This is a genomic window from Marinobacter segnicrescens (genome assembly GCF_900111555.1).
GTDB classification, from domain to species: Bacteria; Pseudomonadota; Gammaproteobacteria; order Pseudomonadales; family Oleiphilaceae; genus Marinobacter; species Marinobacter segnicrescens.
Map to the genome: position 1 here is coordinate 13985 of NZ_FOHZ01000012.1, position 26325 is coordinate 40309.

Genomic DNA, 26325 nt, shown 5'->3' on the forward strand with positions numbered 1-26325 from the left:
TGCGTTGCGGTTAAAAGAATATGCTGCCGCCGGGGCGATGACGCTGTCAATACGCCCCGGCGGCAACCAGTGATATCAGGGGATCAGTATCGGACGCGGCTGATGTGGGTAACCGCGCGGATGTTGCGAACCCGGCGCATGACCCGGGCCAGGTGCCGACGGCCGTTGACGTGGACCACCAGGCTGACAATGCTCAGACGGGCGTTCTGCTCTTCCACATTGATCCGTTCGATGTTGCCATCGGCCATGGCGACCGCATTGGCCACTTCGGCAATGACGCCGCGCTGGCGTTCCAGCTCTACCCGTAATTCAACCGAGAATTCGTCGGTGATGTCCTTGGCCCACTTCAGGTGAGTCAGGTGCGCGCGGTCTTCGGTGCTTTCCGGCAAGCGGCTGCAGGTATCGCTGTGGATGACCAGGCCATGCCCGGAATCCATGACCCCAACCACCGGATCTCCGGGAATCGGCTTGCAGCAGTTGGCGAAACGCACCAGCAGGCCTTCAGTGCCACGGATGGTTACCGGGCTACCCTTGCGATCACCCTCCCCGGACAACGTACCCACGTCCAGGGAACTGGTTTCGGCACCCGCCTCCCCGGCCACCAACTGGCGGGCGATCAGGTAGGCCATACGATTGCCCAGGCCGATCTCACTCAGCAGGTCATCAAAGCTGGCCACCTGGTTATGGCTGACCACTGCGCTGACTTGCTCCTGCCCCAGCTCGGACAGCTTCTGGCCAAAGCCATGAAGGGACTTTTTCAGCAAGGTCTTGCCCAATTGCACGGACTCGGTGCGACGCTGCAACTTGAGCGCGTGCCGGATACTGCTGCGAGCCTTGCCGGTTACCACGAAGCTCAGCCAGGCGGGGTTGGGACGGGCATTGGGCGCAGTGATCACCTCTACGGTCTGACCACTTTGCAGGGGCTGACTCAGGGAGCCCAGGTTACGATTGATCCGACAGGCCACGCAGGCGTTGCCGATGTCTGTGTGGATCGCATACGCGAAGTCCACTGGCGTGGCACCGGTGGGCAGCTCCAGTATCTTGCCCTTCGGCGTAAAGACATAGATTTCGTCCGGGAACAGGTCGGTCTTGACGTGCTCGATGAACTCCAGCGAATCGTCCGCCCGCTCGCGCATGTCCATCAGGCCCTGCACCCAGCGATCCACCCGCTGCTGGTTGGCTGAGCTGACCGGCGACTGGTCGTGCTTGTACATCCAGTGGGCGGCGATACCGTCGTTGGCAATCTGCTCCATCTCCTCGGTGCGGATCTGGATCTCGATATTCACATGCATGCCAAACAGGGTGGTGTGCAGGGACTGGTAGCCATTGGCCTTGGGCATGGCGATATAGTCCTTGAAACGCCCCGGCAGTGGCTTGTAGAGGCTGTGCACCGCTCCCAGAATGCGGTAGCAGTCGTCTTCGGTGTCTGTAATGATCCTGAACGCATACACGTCCATGATCTCGTGGAACGACTTGTGGCGGAACTTCATCTTGTTATAGATGGAGTTCAGGTGCTTCTCACGTCCCACGATCCGCCCCGGGAGCCCGCGCTCCTGGAGTTTGTCCTGTAGCTTTCCGCGAATGTCATCAATGATTTCCCGGTGGCTGCCACGGAGCTTTGTCACCGCCTTGGAGATGTATTTCGCCCGCATCGGATAGAGTGAGGCAAACCCCAGGTCTTCCAGTTCTGTGCACACCCGATGCATACCCAGACGGTTCGCAATAGGCGCGTAGATGTCGAGTGTTTCGTTGGCAATGCGCTGGCGCTTCTCATAGGGCATGGGGCCGAGTGTGCGCATGTTGTGCAGCCGGTCCGCAAGCTTGACGATGATGACACGGATATCCCGGGCCATGGCTAAGGTCATTTTCTGGAAATTCTCGGCCTGGGCTTCCGCACGGGAACGGAACTCGATCTGGGTCAGCTTGGATACGCCGTCCACCAGGTCCGCCACGGACTCACCAAACTGCTCGCTCAGGGCATCCTTGGGAATACCGGTATCCTCGATTACGTCGTGGAGCATGGCAGCCATCAGGCTCTGATGGTCCAGCTTCATTTCCGCAAGGATGGTAGCCACCGCCAGGGGATGGGTAATATATCGCTCGCCGCTGCGCCGCATCTGGCCCTCATGGGCCTGCTCGGCATAATAGTAGGCCCTGCGCACCTGGTTGATGCGCCCGGAATCCAGATAATCTCCGAGCGTCGCGGTCAGATCTTCGACCGTCCGTTCACGCTCTGCAACAGCAGCCTCTTGCGACACCGCGCCTCCGTCAGGTTATTCAGGAAGGCAGGGATAAAAAAACCCGAATGCGAACATTCGGGTTCTTCCTGTACCCCGCCGGGAAAGCCTGCGCAAAAATTCGCGCTCTTTTTCCACTATAAATCCATCGGGGCGAAATTCAATGATCTTTTTGACCAGCCAGTGCCTGTAATGGCATTGGGGTGTCAGTCTTCCTCTTCCTCACGCAACAGGTCACGGGTCACCTTACCTTCGGCGATTTCCCGCAGCGCGATCACGGTCGGCTTGTCGTTCTCTTCCGGCACCAGCGGCTCGTAGCCCTTGGTGGCAATCTGGCGGGCGCGCTTGGTCGCCAGCATAACCAGCTGGAAACGGTTGTCGACGTTTTCCAGGCAATCTTCAACGGTAACTCGTGCCATATCTTCCCCGACTGAGATAACGATTAGGAGGTGAATTCCAATGCCCGGGAAACCGGACCATTCAGCAGACCGCGTAGTTTACCGCCAGGCGCTCATAATGTACACAGGTCAGGCCCCATCCCCGTCCATCAGCGATGACAGCAGCCCGGCGTGGCGCACTTCCTGTCGATCCATACGCAGGCGTTGGCAGGTAACAATGGACAGTAGCTGGCTGAGCGCCTCTGCGAAGTCATCGTTGACCACCAGGTAGTCAAATTCCAGGGCATGGCGGCACTCCTCGGCGGCTTCCCGCAGGCGTCGCTCCACCACCTCTGGCGCATCGGTTCCGCGGCCCACCAGACGCTCCCTCAGAACCGCGGCTGAGGGGGGCACGATAAAAACACTGACACAGTGCGGCATCAGCCTTCGTACCTGGGTCGCGCCCTGCCAGTCGATTTCCAGGATGACGTCACGCCCCCGGGCCAGGGTCTGCTCGACCCATACCTGAGAGGTGCCATAATAGTTGCCGAAAACATCGGCATGCTCCAGGAACTCGTCACGGCCAATCATGGCCTCGAACTCTTCCCGGGAGATAAAGTGGTAATTCACACCGTCCTGCTCACCAGGGCGCATGGGACGGGTCGTGTGGGATACGGAAACACCCAGGCGCGCGTCCGCCCGGATCATCTCCCCCACCAGGCTGGTCTTGCCGGCACCGGAGGGCGCGGAGATCACGTACAGGGTACCCTGCTCACCGGTCTGGCTCATGATTCACTGACTCCCGATAACTTTTTTGGCCGGGCGTGACGGCCAGAAGGCGGCAAATTATACGGGGTTTGACTTATCTCCGCATCCCGGGCGCAGCGCAACTGTTAACATTCCCCAAACCATCGGACAAATAACGGAAACACCGAATGAAAAAACTGCTCATCGTTATGGACCCGGAGCACAGGCACCAGGTGGCACTGACCCGGGGCATTGAACTGGCCAGGGCTACTGGGGCCAGCCTGGAAGTAGTCGCCTTTGTCCACGAATACCTCGACGCCATCTCGGATCAGCAGACCGACCAGGAGGCGGCGCGCAAAGCCACCACCGACCAGCGCCAACGGTGGCTGGAGCAGGTGCTGGCTCTCTGCGACTGCAGCGACCTCCCCATCACTCCTCAGGTCGTCTGGGCCAAGCGAATCCATGAATGGATTATCGAGCACTGCCACAAGGAAAGGGTGGACGCGGTCATCAAGACCGGAAACCGGTCAGAGACATTTCTTTATACGCCAACGGACTGGCACCTCATCCGCGAGTGCTCCGCGCCTGTCATGCTGGTCGCTGAAAACAAGTGGAACAAGGCTCGACCAATACTGGCAGCGGTAGACCTGAGTTCAGACAAGCCGGTGAAGAAAGCGCTCAACCACCGGATCATCGCAGAGGCCCGACAGCTGGCCGATGCCATGGGCACCGAACTGCACCTTGTTCATGCCCTGCATACCTCGGTAATACTGGCCGACCTGGAGCTGGTTGATATGGATGCAAGGCTGCGTAAAAGGCAGGCCGGGTTGAAACCGCAGATTGAACACCTCTGTAATACCTGGCACCTGCAACCCGGGCAGGTTCACATCGTTTCAGGCCCGGCCCAGAAGGTGATTCCAAGCGTTGCCAACCAGGTCAAGGCAGATATGGTGGTGATTGGCACCAGCGGAAAGACCGGACTGGCGGCCATGGTAATCGGCAATACGGCAGAAAAAGTACTGACCCACCTGAGAACCGACCTGCTGGCGATCAAACCCTCCGAAAAATAGGGCCTGGCAACGGCATGGGGCAGGAAGGCCTGCCCCCGACCAAGCCATGAAGCGAATCACTCCAGGTTCTGGACCTGCTCTCTCATCTGTTCGATAAGCACCTTCATATCCACGGCTACCCGGGTGACCTCGGCGTCGATGGACTTGCTGCTAAGGGTATTGGCTTCCCGGTTCAGCTCCTGCATCAGGAAGTCCAGCCGGCGGCCGATGGCATCATTGCGCTGGAGGGTTTCGCGAACCTCTCCGATATGCGCCTCCAGTCGGTCCATCTCTTCTGCCACGTCAGACTTTTGCGCCAGCATCACCATCTCCTGGCTTAACCGGTCGGGGTCCAGCTCCACTGAGGCCTGCCGGAAACGGTCCCGCAGGGCCTGCTCCTGGGCGCTGATCAAGCCGGGCAGGCGCTCCCGCACCTGGGTCACCAACGTCGCCATGGCTGAGAGGCGCTCATCAAACAGCGGCCGCAGGCGCTCGCCTTCGCGCTCCCTGACCACCACCAACTCCGCCACTGTACGCTGGAACAACTCGTCCGCCGCCGCCTTGACCGGGCTGAGGTCGGGCTCTTCGCGGTCCAGGATGCCGGGCCAGCGCAGTATATCCAACGCACTGATGTGGGCCGGGTTGTCCAGCAGACGATTGACGTGGTTGATCGCGTCGTTCAGGGACGCCGCCAGGCGGTCGTTCACCAGCAGAGCCGTATCCGCATCTTCAGAAGACTGCAGGCGCATACCCACATCTACCTTGCCTCGGCCGAGCGCCTTGCGCAGGTGGTCACGGAAACCGTTTTCCAGCTCCCGAAGCGCCTCAGGCAGACGGAAAGAGGGCTCCAGGTAACGGTGATTGACCGTGCGTATCTCGCAGGTCAGCACACCCCACTCTGCCTGGGTCTGCTGGCGGGCAAACGCTGTCATGCTTCTGATCATGGGTGCTCCAGGGGTTCTTCCGTAAAGTACGGCTCCAGTCTACCAGTTCAGGGGATCGTAAATCCTGTCTTCGTTCAGCAGTCCGGGCGTTGGCTCCCCCATGCTATACTGCCGCTCCTTTCTCCAGTGGCCGGCACCCAATGCTGTCCGGCCCTGTTCACTTTCCGGATTCAGAAGGATCAAGTATGCGACCCAGTGGCAGACAGCCCGAACAGCCCAGAGACGTGAGGCTCACCCGTCATTTCACCCGGCACGCAGAGGGCTCCGTACTGGTAGAGTTCGGCGATACCCGCGTCATCTGTACCGCGTCCGTGGAAAACAAGGTGCCGCCATTTCTCCGCGGTGAGGGACAGGGATGGATCACCGCGGAATACGGCATGCTGCCCCGCTCCACTGGTAGCCGCATGGGGCGGGAGGCAGCCCGGGGCAAGCAGGGTGGCCGCACCGTAGAGATCCAGCGACTCATTGGCCGCTCCCTGCGCGCCGCAGTCGACCTGGAAGCACTGGGCGAACATACGATTACTATCGACTGCGATGTCATCCAGGCCGACGGTGGCACTCGTACCGCGGCCATTACCGGCGGCTGCGTTGCCCTGGTGGATGCGCTGAACTTCCTGGTCAGGGAGGGCCGGCTGGAGAAGTCACCCCTCAAACAAATGGTGGCGGCACTCTCTGTCGGCGTTTACCAGGGCATCCCGGTGGTGGACCTGGACTACCCGGAAGACTCCGCCGCAGAAACAGACATGAACGTCATCATGACTGATCAGGGCGGATTTATTGAAATCCAGGGCACCGCAGAGGGTGCGCCGTTTGTACAGGAAGAACTGGACAATATGCTGGTACTGGCAAAGCAGGGTATCGAGCAGTTGTTCGAGATCCAGAAAGCAGCACTGGCGGAATAATCAACCGGCCAATAGCCGGCCAAAGAAAAAGCGCGGCGGGAGATACCCGGCGCGCTTTTTTCATTTCAGGAGACGACGGTCCCTCAGAAACCGATATCTATATCGTAATCCATGATCAGGGGGGCGTGGTCCGAGAAACGGGTGGTTTCGTCGATCCAGCCATCCCGGATGGTCTTGCGGATACCGGGAGTCAGCAACTGGTAGTCGGCGCGGATACCCACGTTCTTGCGCTCGCCGCCATCCCACTCCGGCCACCAGGTGAACTGGTTGCTCTGCTTGTTGATCTCGCGGAAGGCGTCGATGGCACCCATCTCATCAAACAGGCGATCGAGGAACGCCCGCTCGTGGGGCAGGAACCCGGAAACATCCAACTGGTGATAGACAGGACTGGCATCGGTGACGTGGTGGGCCGTCTGCAGGTTAGCGCAGAAAATGAACTGGCGACGCTTACGCAGGGTTTTCTGCATATGCAGCCCGAAGGCATCCATGAACTCGTCCTTGTGATCAAGTACGGTCAGGTCGTTCTCGTCTTCCAGCAGCTCTTCCTCACGGCCCAGCGCACAGGGAGCCAGTACGCTGGCCACGCTGACCCGGTCAAAGTCTGCCTGGATAAAACGACCTTCACGGTCCGCCTGTTCACTGGCAAAGCCGTACATGATGGCTTTCGGAAAGTGACGCGTGTAAATCCCGACCCCTCCGTGCTCATTGAGCTCGCCATCAATAAAGTAGGCTTCGTAGCCTTCGGGAATCAGGTTGCGGTCCTCGATTTCATAGACCCGCATGCGATGGTCCTGAACACAGATTACGTCGGCGTCCTGGTCGGCGATCCAGTCAAAGAAGCCTTTTTCAACCGCCTGTTCCAGGCCATTGACGCTGATTGATACTACACGCATACGTATTCCCTGATTCAGTTTGGGTGTATGATACCGGTTTTACAAGTTTTTGAAAGAACCAGACCCCGCCAGAAGCCTTGTCATGCACGACTATCAGCGCGATTTCATCGAGTTTGCCATCCACCGGGACGTACTGCGTTTCGGTGAGTTCACTCTCAAGTCGGGACGCACCAGCCCCTACTTTTTCAATGCCGGCCTTTTCAACACTGGCAACGACCTGCTGCGCCTGAGCGAGGCATACGCCGCCGCCCTCACCCGTAGCGGGCTGAATTATGACATGATTTTCGGGCCCGCCTATAAGGGCATTCCCTTGGCCACAACAACCGCCATGTCCCTGGCGCGCCAGGGTGATAACCGCCCCTGGGCCTTCAACCGGAAAGAAGCGAAGGACCACGGCGAAGGCGGTAACATTGTCGGGGCGCCCTTGCAGGGCCGAGTGCTGATTATTGATGATGTCATCACCGCCGGCACCGCTATCCGCGAATCCATGGCCATCATCGAGGCCGCCGGTGCCACGCCTGCCGGGGTGCTGATTGCGCTCGACCGACAGGAACGGGGTCAGGGAGAACTATCCGCCATCCAGGAAGTGGAACAGAGCTACGGCATACCGGTGATAAGCATTATCCGGCTGGAACAGGTCCTTGAATACCTGCAAGCCAGGCCCGGGCACGCGCGCCATGCTGAAGCCATTACCGTGTACCGTGACCGTTACGGTGTCTGATGATGGCAGATCCGGCCGGGGGTGTGACACAGCACGAAGCAGCCGGTCTCGCATCTGGTATGCTTTCGAACTGTACACATACCGAGACAATCCATCTGACCGACAAGGGTGTTACCGGTGCCTGCCACTAGACTGACAACCTGCATCATTGCTGCCAGCTGCCTGCTCTTCGCCAACCTTGCGGACGCACGGATGTATCGCTACAAGGATGACAGCGGTCAACTGGTCATCAGCAATACGGTACCCCAGGAAGCCTCCACCCGGGGCTATGAAATCCTCAACAGCCAGGGCCGCGTGATAGACCGCGTAGCGCCGGCGCCCACGGAAGAAGAGCTTCGCCGCCGGGAAGAGGAAAAACGTCAGCAGGAACAGGCAAAGGCCCAGCGCGAACAGGACCGTGCCCTGCTGCGTCGCTACAGCCATCCCGATGATGCCGTGCGCGCCCTGCATCGCAAGATCACCGAGCTGGAGGGTCTCAACCAACTCAAGCGCGGCAATATCTCGGTGATTGAGTCGCAACTCGATAGTGAGCAGTCCCGCGCCGCCGACCTGGAACGTTCAGGACGGGAAATCCCGGACGCAACGCTACAGAAAATCGACCGCCTGGAAAGCCAGATCCGCGACATCGAGGCTGAAATCGCCAGCCAGGAGCAGGAAATCGAGCAATTGCGTGAGCGCTATCTGGACGACATTCGTCGACTCGAGGTGATCACGGAACACCAACGCACCCTGCCACTGGATCCAGCTGAAGCCACGGCAGAAACCAGCACCCGCTGATCAGTTCACAGAACACCCGCAAACGCAAAGAGCCACCCCTTGAGGTGGCTCTTTGCGTTCAGGGATCAGTAGCTTTGACCGGTCGGTCAGGCGCTGGTGGTGCTCTTCTCACTGGCGCCACTCTTGCCGGCACTGCCGGAGCTGGAAGACGAACCTGTCGAGGCCGCCTTCGCCTGGCCGGTGGACGAACTGCCCGAACCGGATTTGGCTGCGCCATTGCCGGCCTTGCTGGTCGCTTGGCTGGCAGAGGCAGCCTTACTGGTTTCATCCGCAGCCCTGGAGACCTGTTTACCGGCACTCTTCGCGGATTTAGACACGTTCGACCCTGTTGACTGCGCACGCCGGGACACCCGATTAGCACCCTTCTGGGCCTTGCCCGAAACATTGGTCGCCGTGGATTTGGCAGCGGAGGACACTTCCTCGGCTACCTCGTCAGCAGTCTTGCTGACAGCCTTGGCTGTATCTGCGGTCTCTTTTTCCAAACGGGCAACCAAGTCACCAGCGAAACTGCCAACCCGCGTATTGAAGGTTCTCAACTGGTCAAACACAGCCCCGCTGGCACCGTTGTATCGCTTTCGCAAATTTCTGACACGGTACTGACGCACTTCACTTTCCAGTTTCTCCGCGACGTCAAAGGGCTTGGCAGCCAACTGCTTTTGCGCCTTCTCAGCAGCATCAATGCCCTTGTCTACCATTTCCTGAAGCTGTTCCTGCCAGGTTTTGAGCTTGCTCATAAGGATACCCCCTTGGGTCCAGTGAAATCAGATTCGACTGAGAGTGTTTCGGGAAGCTGTTTCCCGTCCATTTCACCATCAGCATAGGGAGTAAAGTTAGAGTGTTCACACTAATCAGCCACCCACCCGGATGACACTGGCGTTACCCCGACCAGCTACTTCGGTGACCCCCTGGTCAATTTACCAAACGGTCACTTGCGACCCGGTCAATGCACGCCATAATCCCGCCTTTACATGCATGCAGTGGCACCTCGGGGGCCGACTTCCCGAATCCCTGGACAACCTGGCCGGCACCCCAGACCGATCAGATCCGGCCGGTGACAAAAAAATGAATGCGAGGAATGCCATGATGTCTTCACACCAGACGTCGTTCGCCTGGAGCCTGCTCATTACCCTGAGCCTGGTGCTTGCCGGCTGCGGCGGCAGCCATTCAGGCAGTAACGATACCGCAGACAACCGCCCTGGCCCGGCCGCAGAGGAAACTGGCGGCTTCGCCGCCCCGGAAACGGACAGCTCCGGGCCCGTGGCAGAACGCCCGGTTCTGCACTGGGACAGTCCACTGACCCGGGAAGACGGCAGCAAGCTCTACCCGGGTGAAATCAGCGGCTACAGGATCTACTATCGATTGCGACACGAGGACGGCTTTCGTGCCCTAAAACTGGAAGGCCCCGATGCCCATAGCCTGGCTCTCGACCACTTCAACCCGGGAGCCTACGAATTCGCGGTCAGCACCCTGGATATCAATGGCATGGAAAGTCGCCGGTCAGAGCCGGTCACGGTAGACCTGATCTAGCGGCACAGGGCGCATCCGGGGTGTCTGTGGTCACTACCAGCGGAACAGAACCCAGCTGGGAATCAACAGCGACGTCTCATCCTCCCGGATCCAGCCACCACCGTCAGCAGGCACCAGGTAATAGGCCGGGCCCACTTCCGGCACCACCTTGATCTCGCGTAACTGGCCGTTGACGCGGTACTCGTAGTACACCACGTCGTCACCGGGGCGGATCACGATCGCGGAACCATCTGTCTGCGGTTCATACTCCGGAATCACCACGGGCTCGTCCGGCATTTGCGGTTTCTCATCCAGGGGCGAGCCGGACGCATCCTGCGCCAGCACCGATGCGGGAGCTGCGAGGCAAAGAGCCAACAGCGAGATGACGACTGGTTTCATGGTAACCTCTGTGTTCAGATGGGCCGCTGATACGGCACCCTTTGAAAAGCGTTACACAAGCTACCCAAACCTTCAACAGATTCCGGATTCCCCTTGCCATGAGTCAAACCAAGACGCCCCCTGTTGTCCTTGTCGATGGTTCCTCCTACCTGTTCCGGGCTTTCCATGCCCTGCCTCCGCTGACCACCAGCAAGGGCCACCCTACCGGGGCCATCAAAGGGGTTATCAGCATGTTGCGCCGCCTGGAGCAGGACTTTCCCGGCTCGAAGGTAGTGGTGGTTTTTGACGCCAAGGGCAAGACTTTCCGCCATGACCTGTATGAAGACTACAAGGCGAACCGGCCACCAATGCCGGAAGACCTGGCGATACAGATCAGACCCATCCACGAGATTGTGGAGGCCATGGGATTACCACTGCTGATCATTCCCGATGTCGAAGCGGACGACGTGATCGGCACACTGGCCACGGAGGCCACCGCCAAGGGAGTGGATGTGGTGATCTCCACCGGTGACAAGGACATGGCACAACTGGTGAGCGACCATGTCACGCTGATCAATACCATGACGGAAACCCGGATGGATCGGGACGGGGTAGTGGAAAAGTTCGGCATTGCACCGGAACAGATCGTGGACTACCTGGCGCTGGTGGGAGACACCGTGGATAACATACCCGGTGTAACAAAGTGCGGCCCGAAAACCGCTGTAAAGTGGCTGCAACAGTACGGTGACCTGGATAACCTGATGACCCACGCCGACGAGGTTAAGGGCAAGATTGGCGATAATCTCCGGGACGCTATTGAACACCTGCCCCTGAGCCGGGAACTGGCGACCATCCGCACCGACGTGGACCTGCACTTCGGTATCGAGGAGGTGTCGCCAGAGCCGGAACACCGGGAGCAGCTGCTGAAACTGTTCCAGGAATACGAGTTCAAGGCCTGGATTGCGGAATACTCGGGGGACGGAGAGGCCCCGGACAGCGCAGATGACACTCAATCGGCGACCACTCCGGAGCGTGAGTACGAAACCATCCTGACGGATGAGCAGCTGGACGCCTGGCTGGAACAGCTGGGCAAGGCAGAACTTTTCGCTTTCGACACCGAGACCACCAGTCTGCGGTACAGCGAAGCGGAGGTCGTGGGCGTATCTTTCGCCATTGAGCCCGGCAAGGCCGCATACCTGCCCCTGGCCCATGATTATATGGGCGCACCGGACCAGCTGGACCGGGACACGACTCTCGCAAAGCTCAAACCCTTACTGGAAGACCCGAAGCACAAAAAGGTGGGCCAGAACCTGAAGTACGACAAGAACGTACTCGCCAACCATGGCATCAGCCTGGAGGGCATCGCCGAGGACACCATGCTGGAATCCTATGTGCTCAATTCCACCGCCACCCGCCATGACATGAACAGCCTGGCGCTGAAGTACCTGGGCGAGAAGACCATCAGCTTCGAGGATATTGCCGGCAAGGGCGCAAAGCAGCTCACCTTCAATCAGGTTGACCTGGAAAAGGCTGCGGAATACGCCGCCGAGGATGCCGATATTACCCTGCGGCTGCACCAGGTACTGCGCCCCCAGCTCCGGGACACGGGGCGCCTGGATGCGGTCTACCGGGACATTGACCTGCCCCTGGTACCGGTGCTGTCCCGCATGGAACAGCGCGGCGCCCTGATTGACGCCTCCACCTTGCGCCAGCACAGCCAGGAACTGGCCGAACGCATGGCCGAGCTGGAGCAGGAGGCGCACGAAGAGGCTGGCGAAAGCTTCAACCTGGGCTCCACCAAGCAGCTACAGGCGATTTTCTATGACAAGATGGGCCTGCCGGTCATCAAGAAAACACCCAAGGGGGCGCCCTCCACTGCCGAGCCAGTGTTGCAGGAACTGGCCCATGAGCACCGGCTACCCCGGCTGATCCTGGAACACCGCAGCCTCAGCAAGCTCAAATCCACCTACACGGACACCTTGCCGGAGCTGGTCAGCCCCCGCACCGGGCGAATCCATACGTCCTATCACCAGGCGGTGACGGCCACCGGCCGGCTTTCTTCTTCCGAGCCCAACCTGCAGAACATTCCCGTGCGCACCGAGCAGGGGCGACGCATCCGCCAGGCCTTCGTGGCGCCGGAAGGCCACAAGCTGGTCGCGGCAGACTACTCGCAGATCGAGCTGCGAATCATGGCGCACCTTTCTGGCGACAAGGGCCTGCTGGGCGCCTTCGAGCGGGGTGAGGACATCCATCGCGCGACAGCCGCCGAAGTGTTCGGGGTAACGGTTGATGACGTCAGCTCCGATCAGCGCCGCAGCGCCAAGGCCATCAACTTCGGCCTGATCTACGGGATGTCAGCCTTTGGCCTGTCTCGCCAGCTGGAGGTGGACCGCAAAACGGCACAGGACTACATTGACCGCTACTTCCACCGCTACCCCGGCGTACTGGAGTACATGGACCGTATCCGCAAGCAGGCCCATGACGATGGCTTTGTGGAAACCCTGGCAGGGCGTCGCCTTTACCTGCCGGAGATTAATGCCCGTAACAAGCAGATGCAGCAGGCCGCCGAGCGCACGGCCATCAACGCGCCCATGCAGGGCACGGCAGCGGATATCATCAAGAGGGCCATGGTCACGGTGGAAGACTGGCTGCTGGCAGAGCATGCTGACGACGCCCGCATGGTAATGCAGGTCCACGACGAACTGATCCTCGAGGTGAGGGAATCCGCGCTGGAGGTTATCTGCCGCGGCCTTGAGGAACGAATGTCCGGCGCAGCCGACCTGAAGGTACCGCTGCTGGTGGAAGCCGGCGTGGGCGACAACTGGGACGAGGCCCACTAAGGTCTATAGTGGTGCAGGTGCACAGGGAGCGTGCCGGCAAAACCCACTAAGTGGACCTGCATAGCAGGAATAACCGCCCTCCCTCTCATGGCATGGTTCTGGCTTGGTTTCAGGACAGCAGGCTTGAAGCCCGCTCGAGTCAATCTCGGAGCTCACAAGCGCTGAAACCCCTTCCCTCGATTCCAGACATGAGGCACATCCCCATGGTATCTCTGGCAAGCGACCAAAGCTGGCTACTGAACCCGTCCATCATCAAACAGGTCCATCAATGCCGCCGACTCATCCAGGTTGAGTTTGGAGTCAAGCTCCACCTCACGGAGGAGAACCTGGTCCTTCAGCTGGAACACTTCGCGGATCAATCAAGGTCAGCGACCCTGCCCCGGGTCTGGTCCGCACTCAAACAGTCCGTACCAGCGCTGGCCGACCAGGTGCGGCATTGCAGGGAAAGCACTCACAAGACGTATAGAGGCCAGCCGGTATTGCCAGAGTCCACTGCGGACACCCCGGATTCGGGACCCAGGCCCCGCACCGTGATCTACCGGGGTCGCGTGGTCACGCGCTGAACTGCAACGCAAAAGGGAGAGCCGAAGCTCTCCCTTTGCGATTCTGCGTGCCGCTGAATCAGTCGTTCTGGATAGACAACTTGTCGACTGTGGTCGATAGCTGGTCGGAGCCCTTGGCATCCGCGCCCAGCTTGATCATCAGGCGCAAGTCGTTGGCAGAGTCGGCATGGGCCAGGGCATCCTCATAGGTGATGGCACCTTCCGAGTAAAGGCTGTACAGGGCCTGGTCGAAGGTCTGCATACCTGACTCGGTAGACTTGGTCATCAACTCCTTGAGCTTGTGCACCTCGCCCTTGCGGATCATATCCGCCACCAGCGGGGTGTTGATCAACACCTCGATAACCGCCCGGCGCCCCTTGCCGTCCGGTGTGGGAATCAGCTGCTGGGCGACGATGGCCTTCAGGTTCAGGGACAGGTCCATCCAGGTCTGGTTGTGCTGGTCCGGGTTGAAGAACTGGATAATCCGGTCCAGCGCCTGGTTGGCGTTGTTGGCGTGCAGGGTGGCCAGGCAGAGGTGACCGGTTTCTGCAAACTGCACAGCGTACTGCATAGTCTCCCGGGTCCGGATCTCACCGATCAGGATCACATCCGGAGCCTGCCGCAGGGTGTTTTTCAGGGCCGTTTCGAAACTCTCGGTATCGATGCCCACTTCCCGCTGGGTAACGATGCAGCCCTGGTGCTGGTGGACGAATTCAATGGGGTCCTCGATGGAGATGATGTGGCCGCGGCTGTTGCGGTTGCGGTGCCCCAGCATGGCCGCCAGCGAGGTGGACTTACCGGTACCGGTAGCCCCCACGAAGATGATCAGACCCCGTTTGGTCATCGCCAGGTCCTTGATGATCTCCGGCAGCCCCAGGTCATCCACCTGTGGAATCTTGGTCTCGATGCGCCGCAGCACCATGCCACACAGGTTGCGCTGGAAGAAGGCGCTGACCCGGAAGCGACCGATGCCCCGGGCGCTGATGGCAAAGTTGCACTCGTGGCTTTCCTCGAACTCCGCCTGTTGCCTGGAGTTCATGGCGCCATAGACAAGCTCCCTGGTCTGCTCCGGGGTCAGGGCGTTCTTGGTGACGGGCAGTACCTTGCCGTTGACTTTCATGCTCGGTGGAACCCCGGCGGTAATAAACAGGTCAGAGCCGCCCTTTTCCACCATCAGTCGCAGCAGTTTTTCAAATTCCATGGGAGTACTTCCAGCGTTTAAGTCAGGTTTGCCGGCGCCGCCCAGCCGCTGAGCGACGCCCGATAGTCCGGATCAGAAGTTGTCGGGAATCTTGGCCTTGGCCCGGGCCGCCTCGCGGCTGATCAGACCCTTCTGCAAGAGCCGTTGCAGGCACTGATCCAGGGTCTGCATACCCAGGGAGCCACCGGTCTGGATGGCGGAGTACATCTGGGCGACCTTATCTTCGCGGATCAGGTTACGAATTGCTGCGGTACCGATCATGATTTCATGCGCCGCTATCCGGCCGCCGCCCATTTTTTTCATCAGGGTCTGGGAAACCACGGCCTGCAGGGACTCGGAGAGCATGGAGCGGACCATGGATTTCTCTTCCGCCGGGAACACATCCACCACCCGGTCAATGGTCTTGGCCGCGGAGGTAGTATGCAGGGTGCCAAACACCAGGTGACCGGTTTCTGCTGCGGTCAGGGCCAGGCGAATGGTCTCCAGGTCCCGCAGCTCACCCACCAGGATGATGTCGGGGTCTTCCCGCAGGGCCGAGCGTAAGGCCTCGTTAAAACCGAGGGTGTCCCGGTGCACTTCCCGCTGGTTCACCAGGCACTTCTTGGATTCGTGGACAAATTCGATGGGGTCCTCGATGGTCAGCACGTGCTCGTAGCGGCTGTCGTTGATGTAGTCGAGCATGGCCGCCAGCGTCGTGGACTTACCCGAGCCTGTGGGCCCGGTGACCAGTACCAGCCCGCGGGGCACGGAAGCGATATCCTTGAAAACCTGGCCCATGCCCAGATCTTCCATGGTAAGGACTTTCGAGGGGATGGTACGGAAAACCGCACCGGCACCGCGGTTCTGATTGAAGGCGTTAACCCGGAAGCGAGCGACACCGGGCACTTCGAAGGAAAAGTCGGTTTCCAGGAACTCCTCGTAATCCTTCCGCTGCTTGTCGTTCATGATGTCATAGATCAGTCCGTGGACTTCCTTATGCTCCATGGGCGGAAGGTTGATCCGGCGCACATCGCCATCGACACGAATCATGGGTGGCAGCCCGGCGGACAGGTGCAGGTCAGACGCGCCCTGTTTGGCCGAGAAGGCCAGAAGTTCGGTAATATCCATAGGGTTCCTCGGAAGGCGGTTCTTTTATGCCCTGGCCCGCTTGGTTTTTTCCAACCCCGGGGTTAACGTGAGCCCCTTATCAGCACAGCCAGCGGCAGTCAGAAAAATACTATGAGCAGCATAGCAGACAACATCCGGAGCGTAACCCGACGCATACAAAAAGCAACAGAGGCAGCGGGACGCACTGACGGGAGTGTGCGCTTGCTCGCAGTCAGCAAGACCCGACCGGCGGAGGATCTGCGCCTGGCAGCCGCCGCCGGACAACATGCCTTCGGCGAGAACTACCTGCAGGAAGCCCTGGACAAGATGGAGGCCCTGGCCGATCTGCCGCAACTGGAGTGGCACTTTATTGGCCCCATCCAGTCCAACAAGACCCGCCCCATTGCCGAGTATTTCCAGTGGGTGCACAGTGTGGACAGGTTAAAGGTTGCCCGGCGTCTCAACGATCAGCGCCCCGAAGACCTGCCGCCCCTTAATATCTGCGTGCAGGTCAATATAGACGAGGAAGCCAGCAAGTCCGGATGTCACCCCGGGGAACTGGACGACCTGGCGGCAGCCATAAGCGACCTGCCCAGGCTGAGCCTGAGGGGCCTGATGGCCATACCTGACCCCGACCAGTCCGAAGACGCCCTTCGCGCCAGCTTCCATAGGCTGGCCCGGGCCCTTGAGAACCTGCAAAAGAACCCGCAGGTAACCGGCCCGCTGGACACCCTCTCCATGGGAATGTCCGGTGACCTGGAACTCGCAATTGCAGAGGGAGCAACCCTGGTCAGGGTGGGTACCGCGCTGTTCGGCCCGAGGGATTACAGCCGCTGACGGCTGCCTGGCAGGAACCTGGCCGGCAACCCGGCCTGCCGGACCTCCCCGACAGCATGGGTAAGCGCAGGATTTAGCTGGTATGATTTGCCATCACAACTTTCTGATGCGGAGTGAACTGTGAGTACTTCACCGACGATTGGCTTTATCGGCGCCGGCAACATGGCCAGCGCCATCATTGGTGGCATGCTGGACAGCGGCTTCCGGGCCGCCAGCATCTGGGCCAGTGCCCCGGACGATGAGCACCTGCAGACCATCCGCCGCAAATTTGGCGTCAGCGTCACCACTGACAACCGCTACTGCGCGCAGCAGGCAGATGTGGTGATCCTGGCAGTCAAGCCACAGATCATGGCGGATGTGTGCCGTGACATCGCCCCGGTCGTCCAGAACACCCGCCCGCTGATGGTTTCCATTGCCGCCGGCCTGACTTCAACAACCCTGGATGAATGGCTCGGTGGTGGCCTGCCACTGGTGCGGGTAATGCCCAATACCCCGTCGCTGGTAGGCAAGGGAGCAGCAGGCCTGTATGCCAACAACGCCGTCTCCGACGAACAGAAAGAGACCGTCGAATCGATTTTCAACAGCATCGGCAAGGCCCTGTGGCTGGACGATGAAGAACAACTGCACGCGGTCACCGCGCTATCAGGCAGCGGCCCCGCCTATTTCTTCCTGATGCTGGAAGCGCTGGAAGCTGCGGCTACCGAGGCTGGCATCGAAGCCGCTACGGCCCGTGAACTGGCGATTCAGACCATGGCCGGTGCCGCCGAAATGGCCGCACGCAGTGAACACGACCCGGCGCAACTCAAACGTAACGTCATGTCACCGGGAGGCACCACCGAGCAGGCCATCCTGACTTTCGAGGATGGGGGCATGCGAGCGTTGGTCGAAAAGGCCTACAAGGCAGCCAGGGCCCGCTCCCAGGAAATGGCCCAGGAACTGGCTGAGGCCAACCGCTGAACCCGAGAATTCATACACTGTCCTGAACGGAGACAACGCTCCAATGCTGGCCGAAATCTTTATCACCGTGCTGCAGTTTGTGGCCATGTTCTACCTTACTGTCGTTTTGCTGCGGTTCCTGCTGCAACTGGCTCGGGCTGACTTTTACAATCCCATCTCCCAGTTCGTGGTGAAGGCCACCAACCCGCCCCTCCGTCCCCTGCGCCGGGTCGTTCCGGGTATTGGCGGCGTCGACGGCGCTTCCCTGGTGCTGGCGGTGCTGGTGAGCGCCCTGTTCTTTACGCTGCTGTGGGTTGCCAGCGGCTATCCTTTGACCGCCCTCAATCCGATTGCCTTGCTGGCCTGGGCCGGGGTACATGTACTGGGGCTGATCATCGAGATCTATTTCTGGGCCATACTGGCGGTGGTCATTATCAGCTGGGTGGCTCCCCAGAGTAACCATCCGGCCATCATGCTGGTAGCCCAGATCACCGAACCCGTGATGCGCCCGGTGCGCAATATTGTTCCCCCGCTGGGCGGCCTGGACCTGTCCCCGATCTTTGTCTTCCTCATCCTGAATGTGCTGAGGGTGATGGTGGACCACCTCGGTGCCGCCGTCGGCATGCCGGTCTGACCCCACCACCGGCATATCCCCGTCTGGACACTCCGGCTCACAGGCCACGCCGTTCGCTACGGCGCCTGTGACCCGGTTAACAGACCTGACAACAAAATCGACATACCCTAGGTCAGTCTTTCTTTAATTACCTCAACGCCAACCCGTGCACGCCTGAACACTTCCGGGACGGAACCCCAGGCGATGTCAGCCTCGAAGCGAACAGGGCCAGTACCATGAACGGACCAGCCATCCTGGCGAACCAGGTTGAAGCCTACCATCAGTGGAAGAAGGAGCTCATTCGGCAGATCAGCCGTTACCGTCTCTGGCTGCAGGATAACGACCTTTATTCCGACGATGTGAGTGAGCGCATCCGCCGGGGTGTGGAACTGCTGATCGAAGACGAGCTGACCATCGCTTTCGTGGGCGAGTTTTCCCGGGGCAAGACCGAGCTGATCAACGCCCTGTTCTTTGCAGAGTATGGCCAGCGCATGCTGCCCTCGGAAGCGGGTCGCACCACCATGTGCCCCACCGAACTCTTCTTTGACCGGGCCAACGGCAGTAACTACCTGCAGCTGCTACCCATCGAAACCCGCGAAGGCGAACTGTCCCTGCAAGAGCTCCGGCGCCAACCGGAACACTGGACCCGTTACGAGCTTGACGAGAACGACCCCGAGGCCATGCGCACGGTGCTCGGTGAAGTGGCCAGGGTGCGCAGCGTCAGCCCCCAGGAAGCCCGTCGTTATGGCTTCAGCGAGGCCATGCTCGAAGCCGATCTGGACCACCCAGGCCAGGTGCTCATCCCGGCCTGGCGCAGCGCCCGCATCAGCATTCGGCACCCGCTGTTCGAGCGGGGTCTGCGGATTCTTGACACGCCGGGACTCAACGCCCTGGGCTCAGAACCGGAGCTGACGGTCAGCCTGCTGCCCTCCGCCCACGCGATCCTGTTCCTGCTGAGCGCAGACACCGGCGTCACCGCCAGCGATATGACCATCTGGAAGGAGCATATCGATACTGACGATGCCGACCACCGGGCAGGTCGGTTTGCCGTTCTGAACAAAATCGACTCACTCTGGGATGATCTCCGCCCCGAGAGGGAAGTGCAGCACAGCATCGACCGGATGCGCCACACCACCGCCAACCAACTGGGCCTGCGGGACGACGAGGTTGTTCCCATCTCCGCCAGGCAGGGCCTGACCGCGAAGGCACGCAATGATAACGCCCTGCTGGAACGCAGCCAGCTACCAGGACTGGAACGACTCCTCATCGACCGCATTCTGCGCCAGAAGGAGGAGCTGATTACCCAGAGCCTCATCAACGATCTGCTGGGTATGCTGCAGAACAGCCAGGCGGCGATGCAGGCGCGACTGCTCAGCCTGCAGGATGAGCGCCAGGCCTGCTCCGGCCAGGCCGTGGACCGCGAGGCCCTGCGGCGACTGGCTGACCGGGCCCAGAACGACTATGACTTCTACTACCGTAAACTGATCACCCTGCGCTCCAGCCGACGGCTGATGCAGTCCCAGGGCGATATCCTCTTGAGTATGGTCAGCGAGTCCCGCTTCAACGCCCATGCTGCCACTGTCCGTCAGATGATGAGCAAAAGCTGGACCTCCGCCGGCATGAGCCAGGCCATGGACCATTTCTTCGAGCTTCTGGAGAGCGACCTGCAGAACCTGCTGGCAGAAGGGCGACTGGCCGAGCGCATGGTGGAAGCCATCTATCGCCGCTATAACGAGGATACCCGTGCCCGTCACCTGGAGCCCATTCCGCTGCGGGCGGGTCGCCACGTCATCGCCGTACGGGAGCTTCGCAAACGGGCCACCCGTTTCCGGCGCGCTCCCGGCAACCTGCTAAGGGAACAGAAGTGGCTCACACGCCGTTTCTTCCAGGTCATGGTGACCGAGGCACGCACGCTCCACGAACGGGTCCGGCGTGACGTGGAGCGCTGGCCCGGCGAAGCGCTGCTGCCCATCATGCAGTTCTCCATGGAGCAAAAACAGCTGCTGGAGCACCAGGTGCGGCGCATCCGCGACATGGTACGCAGTGACCGGGACAGCAAGGCAGAGCGGGAGCGGCTGACCAACACCATCGCCGACCTCCGCCGTCAGTTGGAGCTGGCCGATGCCATGCAGCGCCAGATCCGCCGGCCGGCACCAACCCTCAGCCAGCAGAAAGTGGTAAACATCTCCGGCATTGCCTGAGCAACAAACGCCTCAGGCTCCGGCACCAGGGGCACGGGCAGTCAGGGTTCTCCATCGCTTACCCGGGCTGCCAACCCTTGCGCCGACGTCCATGCCCCCTGGCCGGTTGCAGCACCGGCGGCCCCCATTTAAACTGCTTGGCCTGTGCCAGCTCGGTTATGGCTGGATTTACGACGAACGATGACCAATCAAGGATTCTGCCGCGTCGATGCCCGACTCCCTGCCTTCGGATTCTGTGGGCCTGGTTACCCCGCAAACCCTCCATTTTGACGAGCCACTCCAACTCGCCTGTGGCCAGGTCCTGAAAAGCTGGGACCTGGTAGTGGAAACCTATGGCACCCTGAACCAGGATCACACCAACGCGGTGCTGATTTGCCATGCCCTCAGCGGCCACCACCACGCCGCCGGCTATCATTCACCAGGCGACCGCAAACCCGGCTGGTGGGACGCCTGTATCGGCCCCGGCAAGCCTATCGACACCAACCGGTTCTTTGTGGTCAGCATTAACAACCTGGGTGGCTGCCACGGCAGTACCGGCCCCAATACGGTCAATCCGGAAACCGGCGAACTCTACGGTCCGGACTTCCCGGTAGTCACCGTGCAGGACTGGGTGAACAGCCAGGCAGTGCTGGCCGACCGGCTGGGCATCGGTTGCTGGGCTGCGGTGGTGGGCGGCTCCCTGGGGGGCATGCAGGCCCTGCAGTGGAGTATCAGTCACCCGGACCGCCTGAAACACGCGGTGGTGATTGCCTCCACACCCAGGCTGACGGCCCAGAACATCGCGTTCAACGAAGTGGCCCGACGGGCAATCACCTCCGACAGTGACTTCCACGGAGGCCGCTACTATGAACACAACACCCTGCCCCGGCGAGGTCTGATGCTGGCACGCATGGTGGGTCACATCACCTACCTGTCCGATGCCTCCATGGGCGAGAAGTTTGGCCGGGAACTGCGGGAGCAGGCCTATCAGTTTGGCTACGACGCCGAGTTCCAGGTGGAAAGCTACCTTCGCTACCAGGGTGAGCGTTTCTCGGAAACCTTTGACGCCAATACCTACCTGTTGATGACCCGGGCCCTGGACTATTTCGACCCGGCCTATGAAACCGACAATGACCTGGTAAAAGTCATGGCGAGGGCCCGTTGTGAATTCCTGGTACTGTCGTTCAGCAGCGACTGGCGTTTTACCCCCGCCCGCTCGGAAGAACTGGTGAATGCCATGATCGCCGCCCGCCGCAAGGTCAGCTATGCGGAAATCGACGCGCCCTGGGGCCACGACGCGTTCCTGATCCCCACCCCCAGGTACAACGCCGTATTCAGCACTTACATGGCCCGGGTGGCCAGGGAGGTAGGCGCATGAGGGCCGACCTCGAAATCATCCAGCAATGGATCAGTCCAGGCAGCCATATCCTCGACCTTGGCTGCGGTGACGGCACCCTGCTGCATTACCTGCAGCAGGAAAGGCAGACCAGCGGCTTTGGCCTGGAAATCAATCCGGACCACATCACCGAGTGTATGAACAAGGGCGTGGCGGTCATTGAGCAGAACCTTGACACCCAGGGCCTGTCCAACTTCGATGATGACAGCTTCGACACTGTCCTTATGACCCAGGCACTGCAGGCAGTCAGGCGGCCGGATATCGTGCTGGATGAAATGATGCGGCTGGGCCGGGAAGGGATCGTTACCTTTCCCAACTTTGCGTACTGGCGCCTGCGCTGGTACCTGATGTCCCGTGGCCGGATGCCGGAGTCGGAAACCCTACCCCACAAGTGGTACAACACTCCGAACATCCACCTGTGCACGTTCAGGGACTTCGAGGCGCTGTGCCATGAAAAGAACTTTCGCATCCGCAACCGTACGGTAGTGGACGGAGAACACCAGGACCGCTGGCTAAGCCGGCTATGGCCGAATATGCTGGGGCAGATAGCCATATACCGAATCACCCGGGGAGACTGACCATGAAGCCTATGACCCTGCTGATGCTCTGCTGCGTAACCCTTGCCGGACTGGCCAGCCCGGCTATGGCTGAAGAGAAACACGTTCGCTTCGGAGACTACGAAGTTCACTACAACGTATTCCCCAGCACCTTCCTGATGCCGGAAGTCGCCGCGGCCAACAATCTCAACCGCAGTCGTGGTATTGGCATTGTCAACATTGCCATCATGGAGCGGGGGGAGGACGGCTCGCTGAGCACGGTGCCCGGCCAGGTGGAAGGTCAGGTCCTCAACGATATTCGCCAGGCAAAGTTCCTGGCATTTCGACGGATCCAGGAAGGGGATGCGGTCTACTTTATCGCCGAGTACCAGTACACCGAGGGCGAACTGATGACTTTCCAGGTCACCGCCAGGCCCAGTGGCCACGACCGCGACCTGCCGATTCGCTTTTCCCAGGCACTGTTCAATGACTGACCACCCGATGACTGATCGCCCAATGCCACAGGACACCACCGGAGACACCAGAACGGGTAAGCTGGTACTTGCCAGCAACAATCAGGGTAAGCTGAGGGAGCTTGGCGAACTGCTGGCCCCCCTTGGCCTGCAACCGATAGCCCAGGGCGAATTGGGCGTCGGTGAGGCGGAGGAGCCGGCCTGCACCTTTGTCGAGAATGCCCTGCTCAAGGCCCGTCATGCCGCGCAGCAAACCGGTCTGCCAGCCCTGGCGGATGACTCCGGCCTGGCGGTGGACGCACTCGGCGGACAGCCCGGCGTGCGATCGGCCCGGTACGCCGGTGTCGATGCCAGTGATGCGGAAAACGTCCAGGCGCTGCTGACAGCGTTGAAAGCGGTGCCGGAAGCCGAGCGCACGGCCCAGTTTCACTGTGTGCTGGTCTACCTGCGCCATGCCGAAGACCCCACGCCCATCATTTGCCATGGCCGCTGGCCGGGGCGGATCCTGGAACATCCGACAGGAAGCGGCGGTTTCGGCTACGACCCGGTGTTCTTCGCCCCTGAGTTCGACTGCAGTGCCGCTGAGCTGACCCGGGAACAGAAAGGCCGCGTCAGCCACCGCGGGCGTGCCCTGCGCCTGCTGGTGGAGCAGTTGGGCGGACATTGATGGCCCCCTTCTCTGGCGACGCCGGGGCAATCGCTCCATGTCCACCCCTTGGGCTGTATATTCACGTGCCCTGGTGCGTTCGCAAGTGCCCCTACTGCGACTTCAATTCCCACGCATTCAGCGGCGAGTTGCCTGAGCAGGCCTACCTTGAGGCCATGCTGGAAGATCTCAAGCATGATCTTGAGTTCGTGCGCGGGCGGCCAATCGAGACCGTCTTTATCGGTGGCGGCACCCCGTCGCTGATGTCGCCAGACTTCTACCAGACCCTGTTCCGCAAGCTCGCTGAGCAACTCACGTTCAGTCCGGATGCCGAAATCACCCTGGAGGCCAACCCTGGCACGGTCGAACAGAGCCGCTTCCTGGGCTTTCGCGACGCTGGCATTAACCGACTTTCCATCGGTATTCAGAGTTTCCAGCCGGAACACCTGAAAAGGCTTGGTCGCATCCATGACGACAACGAAGCGCACCACGCAATCGAGGCCGCCATGAACGCCGGCTTCAGCAACTTCAACCTGGACCTGATGCACGGCCTGCCAGGCCAGGGCCCGGAGCAGGCCCTGGCAGATCTGGACGCGGCCCTGGCGTGGCAACCACCTCACCTCTCCTGGTACCAGTTGACCCTGGAACCGAACACTGAGTTCTACAGCCGCCCCCCCGCACTGCCGGAGGATGACGAGCTCTGGGCCATATGGCAGGCCGGACGGGAAAGGCTTTTGTCCGCCGGCTTCCAGGACTACGAAGTCTCCGCCTGGGCCCGGCCCGGGATGGCCTCCCGGCATAACCTGAACTACTGGACCTTCGGCGACTACCTTGCCATTGGCGCCGGCGCCCATGGCAAGGTTTCGCTGGAAAATGGCGACATTCGTCGCTACTGGAAGACCCGGCAGCCCGACGCCTACCTGGCCCGGATTGGCAGCCGTACCGCCGGCACCCAGTCGGTGGACCGGGACGAGCGTCCGCTGGAGTTCATGATGAATGCACTGCGGTTGCAACAGGGCGTGGACGAGTCGCTGTTCACGGCCCGTACGGGTTTACCGCTGACGGTGATTGCTGCAATACTTGGAAACCTGAGGGATCAGGAACTGCTGGAGCCCGGCCGTCTGCAGGCGACAACAAAAGGACGGCAGTTCCTGAACAGTGTGCTGGAGCAATTTCTGTCATGAACGACATCGCCAGGAAACCCATTCCCACCGGCATCCGATGGGTTGGTGGCTTCACTGCCGCCGTTCTGGTTGCCCAACTGGGGCTCAACCAGCCCCTGCAGACCAGCGCGGCACCCCAGGGCATGCTGAGTTTCCAGCTGGCCACCACGGGCGAAGGGGCTGCAGCCATCGTGGAAAGCTGGGGCACCTCTTTCTGGGCTGAGACCTCCCTGTGGAGCGGCTTCCTGTTTGCCGCACTTTATACCACCCTGCTTATCCTGCTGACCAACCACTTGCTGGTGGATCGCCCGGGCGTGCGCGAACGCAAGACCGGTCAATGGGTGCGGGGACTGTTTGTGGTGGCCGGCCTGGCCCATGTGACGGAGTATTCGGTGTTGCTGGCCAACCTGGATGCGCCAAGCGACCGTCTCAGCCTGGCTGCCACCTTACTGGCTTTGACAAACTACACGGCATTGCTAGTGGGAATTGCCGGGCTGGTGGTTATCCGCGCCGCCCGGCGCCACCCGTTGCATCCACCGGGCGCCCGGGAGTCTGCGCGATAGAAGGCGCCTGACGCCTGAACGCCCTGCTGTCAGTTGGTGCGGCGATACACCAGGTCCCAGACCCCGTGACCAAGGTTTTCGCCACGCTTCTCGAACTTGGTAATCGGGCGATCCTCAGGGCGAGGCGAGAAACCACCTTCGTCCCTGGCATTGACGAAGCCTTCGGATTCGTCCATCACTTCCAGCATATGCTCGGCGTAGTTTTCCCAGTCCGTCGCCAGGTGCAGGATACCTCCCACCCGGAGCTTGTGGCGCAGGCGCTGGACAAACTCGTGCTGGATCAGTCGACGCTTGTGGTGTTTCTTTTTTGGCCAGGGATCCGGGAAAAAGACCATCACCCGGTCAATGGAGGCGTCCGGCAGGCACAGGTCGATCACATCGTTGGCGTCGATGGCATAGATCCGGACATTCTCCAGTTCACGCTCCTCGATTTCCTTGAGCAAGGCACCCACTCCGGGGGAGTGAACTTCTACCCCGATAAAGTCCTGCTCAGGCGCGGCGGCGGCCATCTCTGCAAGGGAGTGCCCCATACCGAAGCCGATCTCCAGGTTCAGCCAGGCTTCGCGGCCGAACACTTCCCGGGGGTCGATCACCCCTTGCTCGCGGGTCAAACCATAGACGGGCCAGAGCCGGTCATACGCCTTTTTCTGGCCTTCTGTCATCCGCCCCTGGCGAATAACGAAACTACGCACGCCACGGCGGGTGGTAACGCTTTCACCATTATTCGGTGCCTTGTCTGAGTCAGTCATGATTTCCCCGGTCTGATCAATGCTCAAAATGAC

General features: G+C 60.5%; 27 protein-coding genes. 17 read left to right on the forward strand and 10 right to left on the reverse strand.

What is annotated here, in order from left to right; all coding sequences use genetic code 11:
• Positions 1 to 83: 83 nt before the first annotated feature.
• The 3 genes from BM036_RS12385 to gmk all read right to left on the reverse strand — a co-directional run bounded on the left by BM036_RS12385 (position 84) and on the right by gmk (position 3403).
• A complete protein-coding gene (locus tag BM036_RS12385) occupies positions 84 to 2258 on the reverse strand; it encodes a RelA/SpoT family protein (RefSeq protein WP_413774375.1) in 2175 nt (724 codons plus the stop codon).
• Positions 2259 to 2443: 185 nt separating this feature from the next.
• Positions 2444 to 2656 carry a DNA-directed RNA polymerase subunit omega gene (gene rpoZ, locus BM036_RS12390; protein WP_091852602.1) on the reverse strand — a complete coding sequence of 71 codons (213 nt, stop codon included), beginning with the start codon at positions 2654 to 2656 and terminating at the stop codon, positions 2444 to 2446.
• 108 nt (positions 2657 to 2764) lie between these two features.
• Positions 2765 to 3403, reverse strand: a complete 639-nt coding sequence (gmk, locus tag BM036_RS12395; protein WP_091852605.1) for a guanylate kinase — start codon at positions 3401 to 3403, stop codon at positions 2765 to 2767.
• Between the two features lie 146 nt (positions 3404 to 3549).
• Between gmk and BM036_RS12400 the strand changes: the two genes are divergently transcribed.
• Entirely contained in the window at positions 3550 to 4431 is an 882-nt protein-coding gene (locus BM036_RS12400; RefSeq protein WP_091852608.1) for a universal stress protein, read from the forward strand.
• Positions 4432 to 4487: 56 nt separating this feature from the next.
• Here BM036_RS12400 and BM036_RS12405 read toward each other — a convergent pair whose 3' ends face one another.
• Positions 4488 to 5354, reverse strand: a complete 867-nt coding sequence (locus BM036_RS12405) for a YicC/YloC family endoribonuclease (RefSeq protein ID WP_091852611.1) — start codon at positions 5352 to 5354, stop codon at positions 4488 to 4490.
• 185 nt (positions 5355 to 5539) lie between these two features.
• Here BM036_RS12405 and rph point away from each other — a divergent pair, with 185 nt between their 5' ends.
• On the forward strand, positions 5540 to 6256 hold the full coding sequence (gene rph / locus BM036_RS12410; RefSeq protein WP_091852614.1) for a ribonuclease PH: 717 nt from the start codon (positions 5540 to 5542) through the stop codon (positions 6254 to 6256).
• 83 nt (positions 6257 to 6339) lie between these two features.
• Here the strand turns inward: rph and BM036_RS12415 are convergent, their stop codons facing one another.
• On the reverse strand, positions 6340 to 7149 hold the full coding sequence (locus tag BM036_RS12415; RefSeq protein ID WP_091852617.1) for an exodeoxyribonuclease III: 810 nt from the start codon (positions 7147 to 7149) through the stop codon (positions 6340 to 6342).
• Positions 7150 to 7231: 82 nt separating this feature from the next.
• Here BM036_RS12415 and pyrE point away from each other — a divergent pair, with 82 nt between their 5' ends.
• Complete coding sequence (gene pyrE / locus BM036_RS12420; RefSeq protein WP_091852619.1) at positions 7232 to 7870, forward strand: orotate phosphoribosyltransferase; 639 nt, start codon at positions 7232 to 7234, stop codon at positions 7868 to 7870.
• Between the two features lie 117 nt (positions 7871 to 7987).
• Positions 7988 to 8647, forward strand: a complete 660-nt coding sequence (locus BM036_RS12425; RefSeq protein WP_245742609.1) for a DUF4124 domain-containing protein — start codon at positions 7988 to 7990, stop codon at positions 8645 to 8647.
• Between the two features lie 86 nt (positions 8648 to 8733).
• Here the strand turns inward: BM036_RS12425 and BM036_RS20315 are convergent, their stop codons facing one another.
• The gene (locus BM036_RS20315) at positions 8734 to 9381 is read right to left on the reverse strand and encodes a hypothetical protein (RefSeq protein ID WP_245742611.1); all 648 of its coding nucleotides are present in this window, start codon (positions 9379 to 9381) and stop codon (positions 8734 to 8736) included.
• A gap of 349 nt (positions 9382 to 9730) precedes the next feature.
• On the opposite strand from BM036_RS20315, the gene BM036_RS12435 reads away from it, so the two are divergent.
• Positions 9731 to 10174 (forward strand): fibronectin type III domain-containing protein, encoded by a 444-nt coding sequence (locus tag BM036_RS12435; protein WP_143066609.1) that lies wholly within the window; start codon positions 9731 to 9733, stop codon positions 10172 to 10174.
• A 33-nt stretch (positions 10175 to 10207) separates the two neighbouring features.
• Here the strand turns inward: BM036_RS12435 and BM036_RS12440 are convergent, their stop codons facing one another.
• Positions 10208 to 10552, reverse strand: a complete 345-nt coding sequence (locus tag BM036_RS12440; protein WP_091852625.1) for a DUF2782 domain-containing protein — start codon at positions 10550 to 10552, stop codon at positions 10208 to 10210.
• Between the two features lie 98 nt (positions 10553 to 10650).
• Between BM036_RS12440 and polA the strand changes: the two genes are divergently transcribed.
• Together polA and BM036_RS12450 are read left to right on the forward strand one after the other, a co-directional pair.
• Positions 10651 to 13371 carry a DNA polymerase I gene (gene polA / locus BM036_RS12445; protein WP_091852628.1) on the forward strand — a complete coding sequence of 907 codons (2721 nt, stop codon included), beginning with the start codon at positions 10651 to 10653 and terminating at the stop codon, positions 13369 to 13371.
• A gap of 203 nt (positions 13372 to 13574) precedes the next feature.
• Positions 13575 to 13934: a hypothetical protein gene (locus BM036_RS12450; RefSeq protein ID WP_091852814.1), complete on the forward strand. Its 360-nt coding sequence runs from the start codon at positions 13575 to 13577 to the stop codon at positions 13932 to 13934.
• Positions 13935 to 13992: 58 nt separating this feature from the next.
• On the opposite strand, the gene BM036_RS12455 is transcribed toward BM036_RS12450, so the two are convergent.
• Together BM036_RS12455 and BM036_RS12460 are read right to left on the reverse strand one after the other, a co-directional pair.
• Positions 13993 to 15114: a PilT/PilU family type 4a pilus ATPase gene (locus BM036_RS12455; protein ID WP_091852631.1), complete on the reverse strand. Its 1122-nt coding sequence runs from the start codon at positions 15112 to 15114 to the stop codon at positions 13993 to 13995.
• Positions 15115 to 15186: 72 nt separating this feature from the next.
• Complete coding sequence (locus BM036_RS12460) at positions 15187 to 16221, reverse strand: type IV pilus twitching motility protein PilT (RefSeq protein ID WP_091852634.1); 1035 nt, start codon at positions 16219 to 16221, stop codon at positions 15187 to 15189.
• 111 nt (positions 16222 to 16332) lie between these two features.
• Here BM036_RS12460 and BM036_RS12465 point away from each other — a divergent pair, with 111 nt between their 5' ends.
• The 10 genes from BM036_RS12465 (at position 16333) to BM036_RS12510 (ending at position 25543) form a co-directional block, all read left to right on the forward strand.
• Positions 16333 to 17037 carry a YggS family pyridoxal phosphate-dependent enzyme gene (locus tag BM036_RS12465; RefSeq protein WP_091852636.1) on the forward strand — a complete coding sequence of 235 codons (705 nt, stop codon included), beginning with the start codon at positions 16333 to 16335 and terminating at the stop codon, positions 17035 to 17037.
• A 120-nt stretch (positions 17038 to 17157) separates the two neighbouring features.
• A complete protein-coding gene (gene proC, locus BM036_RS12470; protein ID WP_091852638.1) occupies positions 17158 to 17994 on the forward strand; it encodes a pyrroline-5-carboxylate reductase in 837 nt (278 codons plus the stop codon).
• A 43-nt stretch (positions 17995 to 18037) separates the two neighbouring features.
• Positions 18038 to 18607, forward strand: coding sequence for a YggT family protein (locus BM036_RS12475; protein ID WP_091852641.1), 570 nt, complete (start codon positions 18038 to 18040; stop codon positions 18605 to 18607).
• A gap of 215 nt (positions 18608 to 18822) precedes the next feature.
• Positions 18823 to 20787, forward strand: coding sequence for a dynamin family protein (locus BM036_RS12480; RefSeq protein ID WP_091852644.1), 1965 nt, complete (start codon positions 18823 to 18825; stop codon positions 20785 to 20787).
• Between the two features lie 208 nt (positions 20788 to 20995).
• Positions 20996 to 22144 carry a homoserine O-succinyltransferase MetX gene (metX, locus tag BM036_RS12485; protein ID WP_091852647.1) on the forward strand — a complete coding sequence of 383 codons (1149 nt, stop codon included), beginning with the start codon at positions 20996 to 20998 and terminating at the stop codon, positions 22142 to 22144.
• The gene (metW, locus tag BM036_RS12490; RefSeq protein ID WP_091852650.1) at positions 22141 to 22740 is read left to right on the forward strand and encodes a methionine biosynthesis protein MetW; all 600 of its coding nucleotides are present in this window, start codon (positions 22141 to 22143) and stop codon (positions 22738 to 22740) included. Before metX ends, metW begins: the two co-directional genes overlap by 4 nt.
• 2 nt (positions 22741 to 22742) lie before the next feature.
• The gene (locus BM036_RS12495; protein ID WP_091852653.1) at positions 22743 to 23192 is read left to right on the forward strand and encodes a DUF4426 domain-containing protein; all 450 of its coding nucleotides are present in this window, start codon (positions 22743 to 22745) and stop codon (positions 23190 to 23192) included.
• 22 nt (positions 23193 to 23214) lie between these two features.
• A complete protein-coding gene (rdgB, locus tag BM036_RS12500; protein ID WP_091852818.1) occupies positions 23215 to 23838 on the forward strand; it encodes an RdgB/HAM1 family non-canonical purine NTP pyrophosphatase in 624 nt (207 codons plus the stop codon).
• Positions 23838 to 25001: a radical SAM family heme chaperone HemW gene (hemW, locus tag BM036_RS12505; protein WP_091852656.1), complete on the forward strand. Its 1164-nt coding sequence runs from the start codon at positions 23838 to 23840 to the stop codon at positions 24999 to 25001. The genes rdgB and hemW overlap by 1 nt, the downstream gene beginning before the upstream one ends.
• A complete protein-coding gene (locus BM036_RS12510; protein WP_091852659.1) occupies positions 24998 to 25543 on the forward strand; it encodes a hypothetical protein in 546 nt (181 codons plus the stop codon). The genes hemW and BM036_RS12510 overlap by 4 nt, the downstream gene beginning before the upstream one ends.
• A gap of 29 nt (positions 25544 to 25572) precedes the next feature.
• On the opposite strand, the gene trmB is transcribed toward BM036_RS12510, so the two are convergent.
• Positions 25573 to 26292, reverse strand: coding sequence for a tRNA (guanosine(46)-N7)-methyltransferase TrmB (gene trmB, locus BM036_RS12515; protein WP_091852662.1), 720 nt, complete (start codon positions 26290 to 26292; stop codon positions 25573 to 25575).
• Positions 26293 to 26325: the final 33 nt, after the last annotated feature.